General features: G+C 55.6%; 21 protein-coding genes. 8 read left to right on the top strand and 13 right to left on the bottom strand.

The features are described from left to right. Positions 1–7: 7 nt before the first annotated feature. The gene (locus ENTHG_RS10720; RefSeq protein WP_052332700.1) at positions 8–796 is read right to left on the bottom strand and encodes a 3-ketoacyl-ACP reductase; all 789 of its coding nucleotides are present in this window, start codon (positions 794–796) and stop codon (positions 8–10) included. A 165-nt stretch (positions 797–961) separates the two neighbouring features. Here ENTHG_RS10720 and ENTHG_RS10715 point away from each other — a divergent pair, with 165 nt between their 5' ends. Further along, complete coding sequence (locus ENTHG_RS10715) at positions 962–1,612, top strand: TetR/AcrR family transcriptional regulator (protein ID WP_044179528.1); 651 nt, start codon at positions 962–964, stop codon at positions 1,610–1,612. A gap of 34 nt (positions 1,613–1,646) precedes the next feature. Here the strand turns inward: ENTHG_RS10715 and sspB are convergent, their stop codons facing one another. From sspB to zapE, 5 genes are all read right to left on the bottom strand, one after another. Further along, positions 1,647–2,144 (bottom strand): ClpXP protease specificity-enhancing factor, encoded by a 498-nt coding sequence (gene sspB / locus ENTHG_RS10710; RefSeq protein WP_044179526.1) that lies wholly within the window; start codon positions 2,142–2,144, stop codon positions 1,647–1,649. Between the two features lie 4 nt (positions 2,145–2,148). Continuing rightward, positions 2,149–2,787, bottom strand: coding sequence for a stringent starvation protein SspA (gene sspA, locus ENTHG_RS10705; protein ID WP_044179524.1), 639 nt, complete (start codon positions 2,785–2,787; stop codon positions 2,149–2,151). A 314-nt stretch (positions 2,788–3,101) separates the two neighbouring features. Further along, positions 3,102–3,494: a 30S ribosomal protein S9 gene (gene rpsI / locus ENTHG_RS10700; RefSeq protein WP_000829818.1), complete on the bottom strand. Its 393-nt coding sequence runs from the start codon at positions 3,492–3,494 to the stop codon at positions 3,102–3,104. A gap of 15 nt (positions 3,495–3,509) precedes the next feature. Further along, positions 3,510–3,938: a 50S ribosomal protein L13 gene (gene rplM / locus ENTHG_RS10695; RefSeq protein ID WP_002437467.1), complete on the bottom strand. Its 429-nt coding sequence runs from the start codon at positions 3,936–3,938 to the stop codon at positions 3,510–3,512. A gap of 264 nt (positions 3,939–4,202) precedes the next feature. Continuing rightward, positions 4,203–5,327, bottom strand: a complete 1,125-nt coding sequence (gene zapE, locus ENTHG_RS10690; RefSeq protein WP_044179520.1) for a cell division protein ZapE — start codon at positions 5,325–5,327, stop codon at positions 4,203–4,205. Between the two features lie 189 nt (positions 5,328–5,516). Between zapE and zapG the strand changes: the two genes are divergently transcribed. From zapG to degS, 3 genes are all read left to right on the top strand, one after another. Beyond that, a complete protein-coding gene (gene zapG, locus ENTHG_RS10685) occupies positions 5,517–5,915 on the top strand; it encodes a Z-ring associated protein ZapG (protein WP_044179517.1) in 399 nt (132 codons plus the stop codon). A 165-nt stretch (positions 5,916–6,080) separates the two neighbouring features. Continuing rightward, the gene (gene degQ / locus ENTHG_RS10680; protein ID WP_044179515.1) at positions 6,081–7,451 is read left to right on the top strand and encodes a serine endoprotease DegQ; all 1,371 of its coding nucleotides are present in this window, start codon (positions 6,081–6,083) and stop codon (positions 7,449–7,451) included. A 104-nt stretch (positions 7,452–7,555) separates the two neighbouring features. Continuing rightward, positions 7,556–8,623: an outer membrane-stress sensor serine endopeptidase DegS gene (gene degS, locus ENTHG_RS10675; RefSeq protein ID WP_044180652.1), complete on the top strand. Its 1,068-nt coding sequence runs from the start codon at positions 7,556–7,558 to the stop codon at positions 8,621–8,623. A 102-nt stretch (positions 8,624–8,725) separates the two neighbouring features. Here degS and mdh read toward each other — a convergent pair whose 3' ends face one another. Beyond that, complete coding sequence (gene mdh / locus ENTHG_RS10670) at positions 8,726–9,664, bottom strand: malate dehydrogenase (protein WP_044179513.1); 939 nt, start codon at positions 9,662–9,664, stop codon at positions 8,726–8,728. Between the two features lie 407 nt (positions 9,665–10,071). Here mdh and argR point away from each other — a divergent pair, with 407 nt between their 5' ends. The 3 genes from argR to yhcN (ENTHG_RS10655) all read left to right on the top strand — a co-directional run bounded on the left by argR (position 10,072) and on the right by yhcN (ENTHG_RS10655) (position 11,516). After that, positions 10,072–10,542, top strand: a complete 471-nt coding sequence (argR, locus tag ENTHG_RS10665) for a transcriptional regulator ArgR (RefSeq protein WP_044179511.1) — start codon at positions 10,072–10,074, stop codon at positions 10,540–10,542. A 349-nt stretch (positions 10,543–10,891) separates the two neighbouring features. Next, entirely contained in the window at positions 10,892–11,155 is a 264-nt protein-coding gene (gene yhcN / locus ENTHG_RS10660) for a peroxide/acid stress response protein YhcN (RefSeq protein WP_044179509.1), read from the top strand. A 97-nt stretch (positions 11,156–11,252) separates the two neighbouring features. Next, positions 11,253–11,516, top strand: coding sequence for a peroxide/acid stress response protein YhcN (gene yhcN / locus ENTHG_RS10655; protein ID WP_044179507.1), 264 nt, complete (start codon positions 11,253–11,255; stop codon positions 11,514–11,516). 61 nt (positions 11,517–11,577) lie between these two features. Here yhcN (ENTHG_RS10655) and ENTHG_RS10650 read toward each other — a convergent pair whose 3' ends face one another. From ENTHG_RS10650 to aaeX, 5 genes are all read right to left on the bottom strand, one after another. After that, the gene (locus tag ENTHG_RS10650; protein WP_044179505.1) at positions 11,578–11,844 is read right to left on the bottom strand and encodes a barstar family protein; all 267 of its coding nucleotides are present in this window, start codon (positions 11,842–11,844) and stop codon (positions 11,578–11,580) included. Between the two features lie 45 nt (positions 11,845–11,889). Then, positions 11,890–13,344: an NAD-dependent succinate-semialdehyde dehydrogenase gene (locus ENTHG_RS10645; protein WP_044179503.1), complete on the bottom strand. Its 1,455-nt coding sequence runs from the start codon at positions 13,342–13,344 to the stop codon at positions 11,890–11,892. An 81-nt stretch (positions 13,345–13,425) separates the two neighbouring features. After that, complete coding sequence (gene aaeB, locus ENTHG_RS10640; RefSeq protein WP_044179501.1) at positions 13,426–15,396, bottom strand: p-hydroxybenzoic acid efflux pump subunit AaeB; 1,971 nt, start codon at positions 15,394–15,396, stop codon at positions 13,426–13,428. A gap of 5 nt (positions 15,397–15,401) precedes the next feature. Next, the gene (aaeA, locus tag ENTHG_RS10635; RefSeq protein WP_044179499.1) at positions 15,402–16,334 is read right to left on the bottom strand and encodes a p-hydroxybenzoic acid efflux pump subunit AaeA; all 933 of its coding nucleotides are present in this window, start codon (positions 16,332–16,334) and stop codon (positions 15,402–15,404) included. Positions 16,335–16,341: 7 nt separating this feature from the next. Further along, positions 16,342–16,545 (bottom strand): p-hydroxybenzoic acid efflux pump operon protein AaeX, encoded by a 204-nt coding sequence (aaeX, locus tag ENTHG_RS10630; RefSeq protein WP_044179496.1) that lies wholly within the window; start codon positions 16,543–16,545, stop codon positions 16,342–16,344. Positions 16,546–16,725: 180 nt separating this feature from the next. Between aaeX and aaeR the strand changes: the two genes are divergently transcribed. After that, on the top strand, positions 16,726–17,649 hold the full coding sequence (aaeR, locus tag ENTHG_RS10625; protein ID WP_044179493.1) for an HTH-type transcriptional activator AaeR: 924 nt from the start codon (positions 16,726–16,728) through the stop codon (positions 17,647–17,649). Positions 17,650–17,734: 85 nt separating this feature from the next. Here the strand turns inward: aaeR and tldD are convergent, their stop codons facing one another. Then, positions 17,735–19,180, bottom strand: coding sequence for a metalloprotease TldD (gene tldD / locus ENTHG_RS10620; protein WP_044179490.1), 1,446 nt, complete (start codon positions 19,178–19,180; stop codon positions 17,735–17,737). Between the last annotated feature and the right edge of the window lie 56 nt (positions 19,181–19,236).

The following is a 19,236-nucleotide window of genomic DNA, read 5'->3' as shown; positions in this document are numbered from 1 at the left end:
CTCGCGATTAAAAGTGGGATTTGGTCAGGCCGCCGTCGACCTCAATAATCTGTCCGACGGTGAAAGGGAGTTTGCCGCTGGCCAGCGCGTCAACCACGGTGGCGATATCTGCCGGCTGTCCCCAGCGTTTCATGGGCACCAGCCCGTCGCTGATAAGCTGGTCGTATTTCGGCTTCACGCCGCTGGTCATGTCGGTCTCGATAATGCCGGGGCGAATTTCGTAAACGCCGATGCCCTCCTGCGCCAGCCGCAGGGCGAAAAGCTGCGTCACCATGCTGGCCGCCGCTTTCGATACGCAATATTCGCCGCGGGAGACAGAGAGGCTGTAGGCGCTGCAGGAGGTGATATTGACAATGGCGCGGTGCTGGCCGCCGATTTCACCCTGCTGCAGCATGGCGCGCGCCGCTTTCTGGCAGAAGAAGAACATCGCCCTGGTATTGACGTCCTGGCAGTACTGATAATTTTCCGCCGTCACCTCCAGCAGGTCGCCCCGCTGCTTCGCTGCCGTTCCGGCGTTATTGACCACGCAGTCCAGCCGCCCCCAGCGCGCCAGCACCTTGTCGATCATCGGCTGCTGGAGGGCTAAATCTGAAACATCGCCCGGCAAGGCAAGCGCTTCAATGCCAAACTGTTCTAATTCCGTTACCATGGCTTGCTGTCGGGCGCGTCCCTCTGCATTATCGCGCCCGTTAATCGCGACATGAAATCCGGCACTGGCCAGCGCCAGCGCGCACGCTTTACCAATTCCCCGTGTCGAGCCTGTCACCAATGCTACCGGACGTTGCGAATGGATCATGAGCATACTCCCTGATGAAATTGCTACATTTCAACTAATCAGTTGAAACTACGGAAACAGTATAGAAAGGGAGAAAAATTAAATTCATGATCGACTTCTCAAAATCAACTAGATGGTTGATTTAATTAAAACTATAATTAAAACAAGAAATTGAATGGAGAATCTATGAAAGGGGAAGCCAGAACGAAACGTCGGCATGATCCAGATCTCACAAAGAGCCTGATTCTTGAGGCGGCGAAAAAGGAGTTCGCGGAGAAGGGTTTTGACGGCGCGAGGATCGATCAGATCGCCGCAACGGCGCACGTGAACAAGCAGCTGATCTATTACTACTTTGAGAACAAAGATACCCTCTTCACCCACGTGTTGCAGGTGGCGTATAAGGATATCCGCAGCAAAGAGGCGGCGCTGGAGCTGGATCATCTGCCTGCCCGCGACGCGGTGCTGGAGCTGATGGATTTCACCTGGCGCTACTATCTGGAGAACCCGGAGTTTATCCAGCTGCTCAATAGCGAAAACCAGCTTAAAGCGCGCCATCTGAAAGGGGTGGACACGATTGTGCCTATCAACAGTAGCTGGCTTGCTATTACCCAGCGCATACTTGAACGTGGCCAGCAGGATGGCACTATCCGCCCGGGGATCGATGCGATGCAGCTGAACATCACCATGTCGGCGCTGGGCTTTTTCTATTTGATCAACCAGTCAACGCTGTCGATTATTTACCAGCAGGACTTAAAACGGCCGGAGGCGCTGGCGACCAGACGCCAGGTTATGCGGGAGACCATCGCCTGCTGGCTGATGCCGGGGACGAAGGCATAAAAAAAGCAGGGTTTGAGAACCCTGCTTTTTGCAATTACTTCACGACACGCAGCGATGGACGCCCACCGCGCGGCGGCGGATCGTCATCCGGTTCGTTATCGTCACTGTGATCGGGCTTGTCGCCGTCGATCACTGACATAACGGTTTCGCTCTCCTCAACGGAGGGCTGTTCGTCATCGTTCACCGTGGCCATCTCTTCGTCATAAGCGGTTTCCGGCTCGAACATCGTACCGGCGCCGTTTTCACGCGCATAGATAGCAAGCACAGCAGCCAACGGAACGGCGACCTGACGCGGAACGCCGCCAAAGCGCGCGTTGAAACGCACTTCGTCATTCGCCAGCTCCAGGTTACCCACGGCGCGCGGCGCAATGTTCAATACGATTTGACCGTCGCGTGCGTATTCCATAGGCACCCGCACGCCCGGCAACGTTACGTCCACCACCAGGTGCGGAGTGAGCTGGTTATCCAGCAGCCACTCGTAAAATGCACGCAGCAGGTAAGGACGACGCGGTGTCAGTTGCGACAAGTCCATTCAGTTAGCCCCGGCCCAGACGCATTTCGCGCTCGGCTTCTGTTAAAGATGCGAGGAAAGAATCACGCTCGAAGACGCGCGTCATATAGCCTTTCAGCTCTTTCGCGCCCGCACCGCTCAGCTCAATACCCAGCACCGGCAAACGCCACAGCAACGGCGCCAGGTAGCAATCCACCAGGCTGAACTCATCGCTTAAGAAATAGGGCTTCTGGCCGAACACTGGCGCAATCTGCATCAGCTCTTCACGCAGCTGACGACGCGCGTTGTCAGCCTGCGCGCCGCTGCTGGACATGATGACTTCCATCAGCGTGTACCAGTCTTTCTCAATACGGTGCATGTACAGGCGGCTTTCACCACGCGCAACCGGATAAACCGGCATCAGCGGCGGATGAGGGAAACGCTCATCCAGATATTCCATGATAATGCGTGATTCCCACAGAGTGAGTTCACGATCGACAAGGGTCGGTACGCTTTGATTCGGGTTGAGGTCAATCAGATCCTGAGGAGGATTATCCTTTTCCACGTGCTCAATTTCGAAGCTGACACCTTTTTCGGCCAGCACGATACGGACCTGATGGCTATAGATGTCAACAGGACCAGAAAACAGCGTCATTACCGAACGTTTGTTGGCAGCGACAGCCATGAAAACCTCCAGGTATAGTCAAATTTTTACTGCTACCGGCCTTAACCCGACCGGCCCAGATGTCGGTTACCTGCCCACGCGCACCGTCAATTCTGTTCAAAAAGCAAACAAAAAATGAACAATCCCAGGCATTTGGGCAGAAAATTGGATGATAGTTTACCAGATTTTGCGGGCTTTGTGGTGAGGGGATTCTGGAAATGCTGAAAAAGAAGCGAGAATCAATCCATTACTGTGGATAACGTGATTTTTATCCATAAAAAAACCCGGCATAAACCGGGTTTTTTCGCCAATCGTTCTGCTTGCGCAGAGGACAATTAACGTTTGGAGAACTGCGGACGACGACGTGCTTTACGCAGACCGACTTTCTTACGTTCAACCTGACGAGCGTCACGAGTAACGAAGCCAGCTTTACGCAGTTCAGAGCGCAGGGACTCGTCGTACTCCATCAGAGCGCGGGTGATACCGTGACGGATCGCACCTGCCTGACCGGAGATACCACCACCTTTAACGGTGATGTACAGATCCAGTTTCTCAACCATGTCGACCAGTTCCAGCGGCTGACGAACTACCATGCGGGCAGTTTCGCGACCGAAGTACTGTTCCAGAGAACGCTGGTTGATAACGATTTTACCGTTGCCCGGTTTGATGAAAACGCGAGCTGCGGAGCTTTTGCGGCGACCAGTGCCGTAGTATTGATTTTCAGCCATTGCCTATAATCCCGATTAAATGTCCAGAACTTGCGGTTGCTGTGCCGCGTGGTTGTGCTCGTTACCCGCGTAAACTTTCAGTTTACGGTACATAGCACGACCCAGCGGGCCTTTTGGCAGCATGCCTTTAACCGCGATTTCAATCACACGCTCAGGACGGCGGGCAATCATCTCTTCAAAGGTCGCTTCTTTGATACCACCGATGTGGCCGGTGTGGTGGTAGTACATTTTGTCAGAACGCTTGTTGCCGGTTACAGCAACTTTTTCTGCGTTCAGAACGATGATGTAATCACCGGTATCAACGTGCGGAGTGTATTCCGCTTTATGCTTACCGCGCAGGCGACGTGCCAGTTCAGTAGCCAGACGGCCCAGAGTTTTACCGGTCGCGTCAACAACATACCAGTCGCGTTTTACGGTTTCTGGTTTAGCTGTAAAAGTTTTCATTAAAAGCTTACCCAAATAAATAAGTTACACGTTGGCGAACACCCAAACGTTTTAAAATGTTGAGGTTCACACGACATTGTCCAGTAAACCTACCCCCTCGGATATGTTTCACCGGCACACAAAGTTTCGGGAAAAAAACTTCGTTGTAACGTGGGGTCGCAGGATTATAGAGAAGTCGGGGTCAAAGATCGACCCCTTTTGTGATTTGAATGCGGTTTTTCCGGGTTGGGAGGCGCAGCCCTTCCCCGGGGGCAGCGTTGCCGGTTAGGGCATATGCTCGCGTTTGAGGTACTCTTCGCTCTGCATCTCCTGTAAACGCGACAGGCAGCGCTGAAACTCAAACTTGAGTCGTTCGCCCTTATAGATATCAAACAGCGGCGCCGCCGCGCTCACCGCCAGCTTGACATGGCGCTCGTAGAACTCGTCCACCAGCGCAATAAAACGCCGCGCCTCGCTCTCCATGAGCGGCGTCATCACCGGTACGTCAAAGAGCATCACGGTATGGAACATGCGCGAGAGGGCGATATAGTCATGCTGGCTACGGGCATCCACGCATAAGGTGGTAAACGATACGGCGAGCGTCTGGTTAGCCACCCCCATCGTTGGCAACGGACGGTGGTTAATTTCCAGCGCTGGCGACGACGCGCGTTTTTCCCCGGCCAGCGCCAGCCACAGCTTGTCCATCTGCTGCGCGGTCTCTTCACCCAACGGCGACAGCCACAGGTGCGCCTGGGTCAACGTGCGCAGACGATAATCCACACCCGCGTCGACATTCATCACCTCGCAATGCTGTTTTATCGCCTCAATGGCCGGTAAAAAGCGCGCCCGTTGCAAACCGTTACGATAAAGTTCATCGGGCGGGATATTTGAGGTGGCAATCAGGGTGATCCCCCGGGCGAAGAGCGCCTTCATCAGGCCGCCAAGGAGCATGGCGTCTGTAATATCCGAGACAAAAAACTCATCAAAGCAGAGCACGTCGGTCTCGGCCTTAAAGCGATCGGCAATGGTCTCCAGCGGGTCGGTCTGCCCTTGCAGCGCCCCCAGCTCTTCGTGCACCCGCAACATAAAGCGGTGAAAATGAAGACGCTGCTTTCGCGTGCCCGGCAGGCTCTGATAAAAGAGATCCATCAGCCAGGTTTTGCCGCGCCCCACGCCGCCCCACATATAAAGGCCGCGCACGGGCTCAGGCGCTGCGGTTTCTCGCCGGGTTAGTAGCTTGCTGAATCTGGAGAGCAATCCGCCGCTTTGCGCCGCTGGCGCTTCTTGCGCGATAAGCTGTTGGTAGATGGCATCCAGTCGGTTAACCGCCTCTTTTTGCACATTGTCCGGCTGATGACTACCCTCCTTGAGGGCATTGAGATAACGCGATGACGGGGAAAGGCTTTGCATGGTATTAACGTTTTTCCTTGAAAATCGTTCCGATCCGCAGGGTTGGCGAAAAAAAGATCGTCCTACCCTACGCGATGCCGCGTCGGGATTCCACTTCTGCGCGAATAGCGGTTATAGTGGCATAATCAGGCGCAGGCAAGGCGCTTGTCGCCAACACCCTACGGAATCATAAGCTATTGGGAGAAGTACATGACCTGGGAATATGCGCTAATTGGGCTAGTGGTCGGTATCATTATTGGTGCCGTGGCCATGCGTTTTGGAAACCGTAAATTACGCCAGCAGCAGGCGATGCAGTACGAGCTGGAAAAAAATAAAGCAGAGCTGGAGGAGTACCGCGAAGAACTGGTGAACCATTTTGCCCGCAGCGCTGAACTTCTCGACACCATGGCGCACGACTATCGCCAGCTGTACCAGCACATGGCGAAAAGCTCCAGCAGCCTGCTGCCGGAAATGTCTGCCGAAGAGAACCCATTCCGCAATCGCCTGGCCGAATCCGAAGCGGGTAACGATCAGGCACCGGTGCAGATCCCTCGCGACTACTCCGAAGGGGCTTCCGGCCTGCTGCGCGGCGGCGCAAACCGCAAATAAATTTTGTTCTGCATTTTTAACGGGCGCACAGGTTGCGCCCGTCCTGTCTTTATAATCACAGCTATTATTTAATCATTATCCGCATTGTTACCCGGTTGAAAATTCAATAACATCAAGTTGTTTTGCGCCGTTTCCCTTTTACTTTAGGTTGCGAGAGCCGCATCAATGAAGAAACAAACCCTGCTGTTGAGTGCGTTAGCGTTAAGTGTCGGGTTATCTCTCTCGACGCCCAGCCAGACCATTGCGGCCATGCCGTCACAGGTGCCGGGCCAGGGAGCGCTTCCCAGCCTCGCGCCGGTTCTGGAAAAAGTTCTGCCTGCGGTTGTCAGCGTGCAGGTGGAAGGAACGGCGGTACAAGGCCAGAAAATTCCGGAAGAGCTGAAAAAATATTTTGGCGACGAGCTGCCAGACCAGCAAGAGGCGCAGCCGTTTGAAGGGCTTGGCTCCGGGGTCATTATTGATGCCGCGAAAGGCTATGTTCTGACCAATAATCACGTTATCAACCAGGCACAGAAGATTAATGTCCAGCTCAACGACGGGCGCGAATTCGAAGCCAAACTGATTGGCGGCGACGACCAGAGCGACATTGCGCTGCTGCAGCTGCAAAACCCCAGCAACTTAACCCAAATCGCCATTGCCGATTCCGACAAGCTGCGCGTCGGCGACTTTGTAGTGGCCGTGGGCAACCCCTTCGGACTTGGGCAAACCGCCACCTCCGGCATTGTCTCCGCCCTTGGGCGCAGCGGCCTGAATCTGGAAGGGCTGGAAAACTTCATCCAGACCGACGCCTCTATCAACCGCGGTAACTCCGGCGGCGCGTTGCTTAACCTCAACGGCGAACTGATCGGCATTAATACCGCCATTCTCGCCCCCAGCGGCGGCAGCGTCGGGATCGGCTTTGCCATCCCCAGCAACATGGCGCAGACGCTCTCTCGCCAGCTGATTCAGTTCGGCGAAATCAAGCGCGGGCTGCTGGGCATTAAAGGCACCGAAATGAGCGCCGACATCGCCAAAGCCTTTAACCTTAATGTGCAGCGCGGCGCGTTCGTCAGCGAAGTGTTGCCCAACTCCGGCTCGGCGAAGGCGGGAATAAAATCGGGCGATGTGATTGTTAGCCTGAACGGTAAGCCGCTGAACAGCTTCGCCGAGCTGCGTTCGCGTATCGCCACCACCGAGCCGGGCTCAAAAGTGAAGCTTGGCCTGCTGCGCGACGGCAAACCGCTTGATGTGGAAGTCACGCTCGATAAAAGCACCTCGTCTTCCGCCAGCGCCGAGATGATCTCCCCTGCCCTGCAGGGCGCAGCCCTCAGCGACGGGCAGTTAAAAGACGGCACCAAAGGGATAACCATTGAGGACGTAGAGAAAAGCAGCGCCGCCGCGCAGGCCGGGCTGCATAAAGATGACGTCATCATTGGGGTTAACCGCACGCGGGTGCAGTCTATTGCGGAAATGCGCAAAGTGCTGGAGACGAAGCCATCGGTTATCGCGCTGCAAATTGTGCGCGGCAACGACACGCTTTATCTGCTGCTGCGCTAGCTTCTGGCGTGGTCATAGTGCGGTTCCGGACATCACCGCCGCATGTGATGTCCGGATAACTCGTGGTATGCTGCTGCCGGTTCCCTTATAACGACGTCCGTATCATGTTTTTGAAGCTTTTACGCTCAGTTGCAATCGGTTTAATTGTTGGTGGCCTGATCCTCGCCGCCATGCCCTCGCTACGCCAGTACAATGCCATGACGACGCCGCAATTCGATAGCGACGACGACAAACCGGTGAGCTATAACCAGGCGGTACGTCGCGCGGCGCCCGCCGTGGTGAACGTCTACAACCGTAGCATGAACAACTCCTCCCATAACCGCCTGGAGATCCGCACGCTCGGCTCCGGGGTTATCATGGATCAGCGCGGCTATATCGTCACCAACAAACACGTCATCAACGATGCGGATCAGATAATCGTCGCCCTGCAGGATGGCCGCGTGTTCGAAGCCCTGCTGGTAGGCTCAGACTCGTTAACCGACCTGGCGGTACTCAAAATCAACGCCACGGGCGGCCTGCCGGTGATTCCCATTAACGCCCGGCGCGTCCCCCACATTGGCGACGTGGTGCTGGCGATCGGCAACCCTTATAACCTTGGGCAGACCATTACCCAGGGGATTATCAGCGCCACCGGGCGTATCGGCCTGAACCCGACGGGCCGCCAGAATTTCCTGCAAACCGACGCCTCCATTAACCACGGCAACTCCGGCGGCGCGCTGGTGAACTCGCTGGGCGAGCTGATGGGCATCAACACGCTCTCCTTTGATAAGAGTAACGATGGCGAAACGCCGGAGGGGATCGGCTTTGCTATCCCCTTCCAACTGGCGACCAAAATTATGGACAAGCTCATCCGTGACGGGCGCGTTATTCGCGGTTACATCGGCATTGGCGGCCGTGAGATCGCCCCGCTGCATACCCAAAGCAGCGGTATCGACCAGATTCAGGGAATTGTGGTGAACGAAGTGGCGCCTGACGGCCCGGCGGCAAGAGCGGGTATCCAGGTCAACGATGTGATTATCAGCGTCAACGGCAAACCGGCGGTCTCGGCGCTGGAAACCATGGATCAGGTGGCGGAGATTCGCCCTGGCTCAGAAATTCCGGTGGAAGTGATGCGTGACGATAAGAAACTGAAGCTGAAAGTGACCATTCAGGAGTATCCGGCCACCAGTTGATATGGGGTGTGGACGTTGTCCCGGATGCGCTGCGCTTATCCGGGCTACCCCGGCACCGGATGTAGCCCGGGTAAGGCGCAGCCGCACCCGGGACGGTCAGGCTTATTTATTCACAAAATCTTCGCCCAGCTGAATATCCTTTTTCAGGGTATCCAGCATACCTTCCAGCGCCTGCTGTTCGAAGGCGCTCAGTTTGCCAATCGCCTTGCGCTCTTCGATACCGTTTTTACCTAACAGCAGCGGCTGCGAGAAGAAGCGAGCGTACTGGCCATCGCCTTCTACGTATGCGCATTCAACCACGCCCTGCTCACCTTGTAACGCGCGCACCAGCGACAGGCCAAAACGCGCCGCCGCCTGGCCCATAGAGAGCGTTGCCGACCCGCCGCCCGCTTTCGCTTCAACCACTTCGGTCCCCGCATTCTGGATGCGTTTTGTCAGGTCAGCGACCTCCTGCTCGGAGAAGCTAACGTCAGAGACCTGCGACAACAGCGGCAGGATGGTCACGCCAGAGTGGCCGCCGACCACCGGGACTTCAATGTCGCCCGGCTGCTTGCCTTTCAGTTCGGCCACAAAAGTATTTGAGCGGATGATGTCCAGCGTGGTCACGCCAAACAGCTTGTTCTTATCATAGACGCCCGCTTTTTTAAGCACTTCTGCAGCGATAGCGACCGTCGTGTTAACCGGGTTAGTAATGATGCCAATGCATGCCTGCGGACAGGTTTTGGCAATCTGCGCGACGAGGTTTTTGACGATACCCGCGTTGACGTTAAACAGGTCTGAGCGGTCCATACCGGGCTTGCGCGCCACGCCTGCGGAGATGAGCACAACCTCTGCGCCCTGCAGCGCTGGCGTGGCATCTTCGCCAGAAAAGCCCTTGATTTTAACAGCGGTGGGAATATGGCTCAGGTCGACGGCAACCCCGGGAGTCACAGGAGCAATATCATAGAGGGAGAGTTCAGAACCTGAAGGCAGTTGTGTTTTCAGAAGTAGAGCTAACGCCTGACCGATACCACCAGCGGCGCCGAGGACTGCGACTTTCATCATAAACTCCTTATTATGGTTAGCTAAATATCTTGTTACTCCATTGCGGCGACCATAATTCACCCTGATAATCATGGCAGCGAACGTGGCAAAATTCTGCCGCACGGCTCGCTTTTAAAATATTATAATGGGTTTTTAACGATCGTTAGGCCAGCAAACTAAGCAACTAACACTAAGAGTCTACAATATAGCTCTGATATCGAGCGAAACAATATCATTTTCATAACATTTATTTTACTTTTGTTCAAATTTGCGACACATCACACACTGTGTTCGCCATAACGGATACTGATAAAATTTGCGTTACTCATAATATTATTTCAGTTATTCCTCCAGCGGATTATTTGCATAAAAATTCATCCACATGCATAATAATGTAGTTTTCACGACCTGAATACGGGTGGCTTATGCGAAGCTCGGCAAAACAAGAAGAATTAGTTAAGGCGTTCAAAGCGCTGCTTAAAGAAGAAAAATTCAGCTCACAAGGCGAGATCGTTCAGGCTTTGCAGGAGCAAGGCTTCGACAACATCAACCAGTCCAAAGTCTCCCGCATGCTGACGAAATTCGGCGCGGTACGTACCCGTAACGCGAAGATGGAGATGGTCTACTGCCTGCCGGTAGAGCTGGGCGTCCCCACGACATCCAGCCCGCTTAAAAACCTGGTGCTGGATATCGACTATAACGACGCGGTGGTGGTTATCCATACCAGTCCTGGCGCTGCGCAACTTATTGCGCGCCTGCTGGATTCACTGGGTAAAGCGGAAGGGATCCTCGGCACCATTGCCGGTGATGACACTATCTTTACTACCCCGGCCCGTGGTTTTACTGTTAAAGAGCTCTACGAGGCGATCCTCGTGCTGTTCGAGCAGGAGCTGTAATCTCTTCTCCCCCGCTAACCCGGGGGAATCATCCCTTTCGGCACTTCACGCTTCATTTTTTTAACACAAAATGCGATTTTCTGACGCAATTCATTCATCCCATCAATACCAGCGCCAAAAAGCGACGATCTATTAACCCATTAATTTATAAGCTTTTTAAATCCTGCAAGCCGTTCCGCTTACACATTTTTATATCGATTCAGATATAAAAAAAGGTTTCTTTACGACTTACTTTCGATAGAAATAATTAGCGGGGTATTAATTTTTCACGTTATTAGTGTATACTTGATTTTGTGATGAGGGTCACGAAAAAAGACTCTCAGGAAGAAAATACGACGAGGAAATCATTATGAAAATCAAATCAACTGTAGCAACACTTAGCCTTCTTTCCGTTCTCTCTTTTGGCGCTTTCGCCGCTACCTCTATTGACGCGCAGCAGGCGCAGAACCGTCAGTCATTAGGCACGGTATCTATTGGCGCGGTAGCAAGCTCGCCGATGGACATGCACGAAGCGCTGGATAAAAAAGCCGCTGAACAGGGCGCATCTGCTTATCGCATCATTGAAGCGCGCACCGGCGACGAATGGCACGCAACGGCTGAACTGTATAAATAATCACTACCCTTCACCCTATGAAACACGGCTCGACGGCACCAGGCATAAAAATAGCAGTTCAACCCTTCCTGCCGTCGGGTTTTGAGGAGAAAAGACTATGAAACGCAATCTCATCATCGCGACCCTTGGTTTAGCTTCACTGATGTCGTTTGGCGCAGGCGCCGCAACGCAGCTCTCCAGTGAGCAAACGCAGAATTTACAGCCGATGGGCAGCATCTCTGTTTCCCAGACGGCCAGCTCTCCAATGAGCATTCGTGAAGAATTATCAGCCAAAGCAGACAAAGCGGGCGCGACCGGTTATCACGTAACCGAGTTGCAGGAAGGGGATACCTGGCACGCTACTGCGCAACTGTATAAATAAACCCTCGTCGTCTACACTGACGACTTGCCCCCGCCTGTCGGGGGCTTTTTTTTGCCCGGCGCTAGCGGACATTAAAACGCAGCTGTCCCTCAAGCTCCTCTTCGGCTTCATCAAAGAGCAAAATTAACGCGCCAAAACGGCGGCGGGTTCTCTCCGGCAGGTGGATAAACTCAATCTCCACCGGCACAGGCAACTTTTGCGTCACGACATCCCATAGCGAATCCAGATCGGTAATGGCTTCCCGATCGATAGCAAACTGGCGGGAAAATTCGCGATAGAATGAATTCTGATTGTCTATCTTATTGAAATCGAAAGTGTAGGTAGTCATTATCCGCCATCCAGCCGGTGGGGCGGCAGCTGCCGCCCCGAATGATTATAATCCCCCAATATGCAGGGTTTTTACTTCCAGGAACTCTTCCAGCCCCAGTACAGAGCCTTCACGCCCCAGCCCGGACTCTTTTACCCCGCCAAATGGTCCCAGCTCGGTAGAGACCGCACATTCATTAATGCCGATCATGCCGCTTTCAATGGCCTGCGAAACGCGGAAGACGCGGGAAAGATTCTGCGTATAGAAGTAGGCAGCCAGCCCGAATGGCGTAGCGTTGGCGCGCTGAATAACCTCGTCTTCGGTGGTGAAACGGAAACAGGCCGCCACCGGGCCGAATGTCTCTTCGCTCGCCAGCTTCATGCCGTCGCTACAATCGCCCAGCACCGTTGGCTGCCAGAAGTTGCCGCCCAGCGCATGGGCCTTACCGCCAGCCAGCACTTTCGCCCCTTTGGCCACGGCGTCTTCAACGTGCTCGCGCACTTTGTCTACCGCGGAGGATTCAATCAGCGGGCCGACAACCACCCCCTCCTCCAGTCCGTTACCCACTTTCAGCGCTTTCACTTCGTCAGCAAGCTTTTGCGTAAACGTATCGTAGACGGACTCGTGAATATAGAAACGGTTAACGCTGACGCAAACCTGCCCTGCGTTGCGGAATTTGTTGGCAATCGCCCCTTTCACGGCGGCATCTATGTCAGCATCGTCAAACACGATGTACGGCGCGTTACCGCCAAGCTCCATGGAGACTTTCTTCATGGTCTCCGCCGCGTTACGCACCAGCGTTTTGCCAACGGCGGTGGAGCCGGTAAAAGAGATTTTGCGCACGTCGGAACTGGCCATAATGGCGTCGCTAATTTCAGACGTATTCCCGGCGACGGCATTGAGTACCCCGTCCGGCACGCCGGCTTTTTTAGCCAGCGCCAGCAGCGCGAAGGCGCTGAGCGGGGTGTTGTTGGCGGGCTTGATCACCCCGGTACAGCCTGCCGCCAGCGCCGGACCAAGCTTACGGGTCAGCATGGCCATGGGGAAGTTCCACGGCGTGATAGCCGCAACCACGCCAATCGGTTCGCGGGTGGCGAGAATACGCGAGCCCGGCTTCACCGGGGGAATGATTTCCCCGTTGGCGCGTTTCGCCTGTTCAGCAAACCACTGAATAAAGCTGGCGGCGTAATCCACTTCCCCCTCCGCCTCTTTCAGCGGCTTGCCTTGCTCGGTGGTCATCAGCTGTCCAAGCCAGCGCTTGTTTTCGATAATCAGTTCATACCAGCGATAAAGGATGGCGGAGCGCTCTTTGGCGGTTTTCGCCCGCCAGGCAGGAAACGCTTTCGCGGCGGCGGCAATAGCCTCCTCGGTCTCTTTTTTTCCCGCTTTCGCTACCTGAGTGATGACCTCGCCTGTTGCCGGGTTCAGTACGTCAAATGTCGTATCGAGCGATTTCCAGACGCCATCAACCAGATAACCGGTCTGGAAAAGTTCGCTGTCCTGCAGTGCCTGCGTTGTCATTGGTTCTCCTTCGCTGCAATTGACAAAACCTCCTCAAAGTATAGCCATAAAAAACCGACGCTTCTGGCGTCGGTTCGGGGGTTAGCTGCTGCTGGTCAGCGCATGCTGGTATTTATGCATTATGCCGACCAGACGGCTGACCGGCTCAGTGACCTGCGGCGGAGCATCCCAGGCCTGGAGTTTTTGCTGGTAGATATCCAGCTCCTCCAGCAGGCGGGAGAAGTAGTACCGTCGCTTACTGTCGCTGCTGGCGGCGATCACCGCATCTGCGGTGCGCCGGAGCTGACGGTGAAAAGCAGAGAGATCGCTGTTTACCGGCACCGGCGCGTCGCGCAGACGCTGATGGGCGATAATCAGGGTCAGCGCCAGGCGAAACTTCGGCAGATCGCCGGGGAATTTATTGAGCAACAGGAACAGCTGCTGGTAAAGCGCAGGCAGATGATTTTCCTTACGCCGCGCCATATTCGTCGTCATCGCGGAAACCGCCGCCGAGACAAACTGGTTCAGCAGCACACGACCGGTGCGCGCCTGGGAGTTATCCCTGACCAGCAGAATAACCAGCAGCGCCAGCGCACAGCCAACTATCTGCCCAAGGGCGCTATCAAGAAACTGGCTGAAATGAAACGTCATCGGGTTATCCAGCACGATGATATTAATGGTACTCGCCAGCGCCCCCAGCGAACCGAGCCGCCGCTTCTGCACTTCGATGCCGATAAAAAAGGCCAGCACCGCCAGGCTGATACATAACAGCAGCATGCTTTGCTGGGTCGACGGGATGATGACCAGGAAATAGAGCGCCCCCAGCGGCAGCGCCGCCAGCGTACCGTAGATAAAATCAACGGCCACCATTTTGGGGTTGGGCAGACGCATGGCCAGCGAGGTAACAACCGCAATCATTACCATCGCGCCGCTGCCGGATGTCCAGCCGGTCCACAGCCAGAACAGCGTCCCCAGCATGCAGGAGAGCGCCGTACGCCAGAAGTTGACCATCGCATGGTGCCGCTCCGCCGAAGGGGGCTTCACGATCGCTTCCGCTTGCAGCACCTCTTCTTCGGTAGCGCTGATTTTGGTGTTGCCCACCACGCCGCGTCTGAGCAGCAGATAGCGCGTCGCCGCCCCCACCCAGCTGTAGATAGTGACAGGCGTATCGCGCTCGCCGGTCCAGGCGATAACCCGGCGCATGCGCTTCATCTGTTTATGAATGTCCTGCACGCTCTCCACCGGCTCGGCAAAAAGCTCGCGGAACGTGTCGGTGATAAGCTCAGGCCGGGTATTCTGAATCAGGTAGGTTTCACACGCCTGGGTTATGAGCGTCAGGGAGAGGGTATTAATGACTTTCAGGCGTCGGTTTGCCCGCCCCCAGCGCGAAGATTCAATTTGCAGGTTGCTGCGCATCCCCTCCAGCGCCGTAGTGCGGCGCACCAGCGCCCCCCAGGCTTTATCCACCTCTTCGGATTCGCCATGCCTGATGCAAAGCTGCATCAGTTGATATTGCGCAACCAGCAGGCTGTCCAGCTCGCGGTCAATTTCGCGCTTAATGGAGCGGGGAGAAAAGAGCAGGTCCGCCACAATCGCGCACACAATCCCAATGACGATTTCGCTACAGCGTTCGACGGCAAACTGCGGCGTCAGCAGCGGCTCAGCCTGAATGGTGATGACGATAATCAGCGCGGTGTAGCCCGCCAGCCCCCAGGCATAGGAGTTCTCTACGCGTACCAGCGATGAGACCCAGGTGCAGAACCCGGCCCACAGGCAGCACACCATCAGCATCAGCAACGGCGCGCGGATCATCGCGATGATAATAATCAGCCCGGCAATACAGCCAATAAAGGTGCCGATAATACGCAACATGCCGCGGTAGCGAATAGCGCCCGACCACGGTTCTCCGCCTGCCGCAAACGCCGGGCCTGCCGCCACGATGGCGGCCGTCAACACCGCCCAACGCGGTGTTTCCAGCTGGAAATGAAAGCCGACGAATAGCGCCAGCACGATAGCGCAGGCCAGCTTTACGGCGAAGCGAATGTGCTGGCTGGCAATGGTGAAGATGCTCATGGCGATTAACCAAACTCGCGCAGGCGGTGGGCCAGTTTACGGAAGAAAGAGTCGTTGCTCTCATCACGATCTTTTTCGCCGGTGACCACTACGGTCGCGGTAGTGCCCGCAGGCCACAGGTTACCCTGCTGACGATCGAGATGAATGCGTACCGGCACGCGCTGCGCCAGGCGGACCCACTCCAGGTTTGAGTCGACCGTCGCCATGCCTTTGCTGTCTTTGCTGCTGCTGGCATTGGTGACGCCGGCGGCGATGCTCTCCACCGTACCTTTCAGTACTCGGTTACTGCCCAGGGGGGTGATTTCAGCGCGAAAGCCAGGGCGCACACCTTCCAGTTTGGTCTCTTCCATATAGGCCATAACGTAAAAGGAGTTCTGCTTAACCAGCGCAACGGCGGTGGAACCGCGGGTAATAAATTCACCGGTATACACGTTCAGGTTGGTTACCCAGCCATCAGCCGGGGCGCGAATCACCGTGCGCTCCAGATCCAGACGCGCCAGGTCGCGGGTCGCCTGGGCTTTGGCAAGCTGATGCAGCACCGTTTGCAGAACGTTGTTGGCCTGATCTATCTCCTCACGGGACATGGCCTGCACGCCCAGCTGGTTACGCCGCCCGGCTTCTTTCCGCTTTTCGTTTACCAGCGCCTGATAATAGGAGACATCAGCCTCTGCTTCTTCCAGCGCTTTCTGATAACGCGGCCGGTCGATGGTGAACAGCACCTGATCTTTTTTCACCAGCTGGTTATCGTGGACATTTACCTCAGTGATTAACCCGGCTACATCCGGGGCAATTGCGACCACATCGGCGCTAAAGCGGGCGTCTCGGGTCCAGGGGGATTCGGTGTAGTAGACCCATGCGCGAAAAATAGCGATAAAAGCCAGTATTACCAGCACCACAGTGACGGCGGTACGGGAAAGATTTCTTGTTAGTGTTTTCACTTCTACCTCAGATAAACAGACGCGACAGCAGGTAAAACAAGCAGCAGTAAAGCGCCGTATTAAACAACGCCGGATGCCAGACAAAATCGTAGATCCCGGTGGGGATAAGCACGCGGCGCACCAGCCAGAAGATCGCCAGTGACAAAAGCAATTCAAAGAAAATCGGTGGGAACGACAGACCGAACACCACGATAACAGGAAACAGACTCATGTTGACCTTGATTAGAGAGAGTGCAGGCGACAGTATTTCTTATTGGCGCCGCTACCAGAGCAGAAAGCAGAAGACAGGCGAAAGCGGCGCAGTAATTATTCAGCGAATAGTATATTAGCGTAACTGTTATACTGTTATCTATATTATGTGATCTAAATCACTTTTAAGCCAGAGTGAATAATGGAACGACTAAAACGCATGTCGGTGTTTGCCAAAGTGGTGGAACAGGGCTCCTTCACGGCCGCCGCCCGACAGTTACAGATGAGCGTCTCCTCCATCAGCCAGACGGTGGCGAAGCTGGAAGACGAGCTGCAGGTCAAGCTGCTCAACCGCAGCACCCGCAGCCTGGGCCTGACGGAAGCGGGAAAAATCTACTTTCAGGGCTGTCGGCGGATGCTCCATGAAGTGCAGGACGTTCATGAACAGCTCTACGCCTTCAACAACACGCCCATCGGTACCCTGCGTATCGGTTGCTCTTCAACCATGGCGCAAAATGTGCTGGCGAAAATGACCGCGGAAATGTTGAAAGAGTATCCGGGCTTAACGGTCAATCTGGTCACGGGTATCCCGGCCCCGGATCTTATCGCTGACGGGCTGGACGTGGTGATTCGCGTAGGCGCATTACAGGATTCAAGCCTCTTTTCACGCCGTCTGGGGACGATGCCGATGGTGGTGTGCGCGGCAAAGAGCTATCTGGCGCAGTATGGCACGCCGGAGAAACCCGCCGATCTGGTTAACCATTCGTGGCTGGAGTACAGCGTGCGGCCCTATAACGAATTCGAACTGATCGCGCCGGAGGGGATCTCAACGCGGCTGATCCCGCAGGGCCGTTTCGTTACAAACGATCCGATGACCATGACCCGCTGGCTAACCGCCGGGGCCGGGATCGCCTATGTCCCCCTGATGTGGGCGATCGAGGAGATCAATAACGGCAACCTGGAGATCCTGTTTAGCCGCTATCAGTCCGATCCCCGGCCGGTTTGGGCACTGTATACGGAAAAAGATAAGCTGCCGTTGAAGGTGCAGGTCTGCATTAACTACCTGACGGACTATTTCATTGATGTCGCGAAGCTGTACCAGGGGATGCTGGGGCGGGGATTGTGATTGCGGTTCTCCCTCAGGCCGAGGGAGAACGCGGTAGAAAACGTCGCCCGGATACGCGTTAGCGCATCCGGGACGCTGGCGGTGGTTACGCCGTGCCGCCCACGGTGAGGCTGTCCACTTTCAGGGTTGGCTGACCCACCCCTACCGGCAGGCTCTGCCCCTCTTTACCGCAAACGCCCACGCCGTTATCCAGCTTAAGATCGTTACCCACCATCGAAATTTGCTGCATCGCCTCGATTCCCGAGCCAATTAGCGTCGCGCCTTTCACCGGCTTGGTAACTTTCCCTTTCTCAATCAGATACGCTTCTGAGGTAGAGAAAACAAACTTGCCGGAAGTGATATCGACCTGCCCGCCGCCGAAGTTTGGCGCGTAGATCCCAAACTCCACCGATTCGATAATCTCCTGCGGCGTGGATTTACCCGCCAGCATGTAGGTGTTGGTCATACGCGGCATTGGCAGGTGCGCATAGGATTCGCGGCGGCCGTTGCCGGTCGGCGCAACGCCCATCAGGCGCGCATTGAGTTTATCCTGCATGTAACCTTTCAGGATGCCGTTTTCAATCAGCACGTTGTACTGCCCCGGCGTGCCTTCATCGTCAATGGACAACGAACCACGGCGGTCAGCCATCGTTCCATCATCCACGACCGTACACAGTTCAGAGGCGACGAGTTCACCCATCTGGCCGCTGAATACCGATGTGCCGCGACGGTTGAAATCCCCTTCCAGCCCGTGTCCGACGGCTTCATGCAGCAACACGCCGGGCCAGCCTGCCCCCAGCACCACCGGCAGCGTTCCGGCCGGTGCGGCAACGGCTGACAGGTTTACCAGCGCCATGCGTACCGCCTCTTTCGCCCAGGCATCCGCCCGGACATCACCGTCCACGTCACGCAGGAACCAGTCATAGCCAAAGCGGCCGCCGCCGCCGCTGGCGCCGCGCTCGCGTTTACCGTCCTGCTCCACCTGCACGCTGACAGAGAGGCGAACCAGCGGGCGAACGTCCGCCGCCAGCGTGCCGTCGGTGGCGGCAACCAGAATCAGTTCATAAACGCCGGTCAGGCTGGCGGTTACCTCCTGTACGCGGCTATCGGCAGCGCGCGCTACTTTATCCACGCGGCGCAGGATATCCAGCTTCTCTTCGCGGCTCATGCTCTGCAGCGGGTCGATGCTGGCGTAAAGCGCCTGATGTTCTACCGCGCCCAGAGTCTGTACGCGGCCGTCGCCAGCCTCGCGCACGATGGTGCGGGCGGCTTGCGCGCTCTGTTCAAGCGCCAGCAGGCTGATTTGATCGGCATAGGCGAAACCGGTTTTTTCGCCGCTCACGGCGCGTACGCCCACGCCCTGATCGATATTGTAAGAGCCATCTTTAATGATGCGGTCTTCTAAAACCCAGGATTCGTGATAGCTCGACTGAAAATAGAGGTCGCCATAATCGAGTCGACGTTCGGTCAGTTGGCCGAGAATGGAAAACAGATCCTGATGGCTCAGGCCATTTGCTGCCAGCAGGTGTTCACTTACCAGGTTCAGACTCATTGTTTGCTACTCGTCGTTGCCGCCGCAGCGGGCACTAAAAAAGAGGATATAAGGAG

The sequence above is a fragment of the Phytobacter massiliensis JC163 genome (assembly GCF_000321045.1).
Lineage (GTDB): Bacteria > Pseudomonadota > Gammaproteobacteria > Enterobacterales > Enterobacteriaceae > Phytobacter_A > Phytobacter_A massiliensis.
Note: the sequence above shows the minus strand (reverse complement) of the source record. Positions and strands in the feature narration are given on the sequence as shown.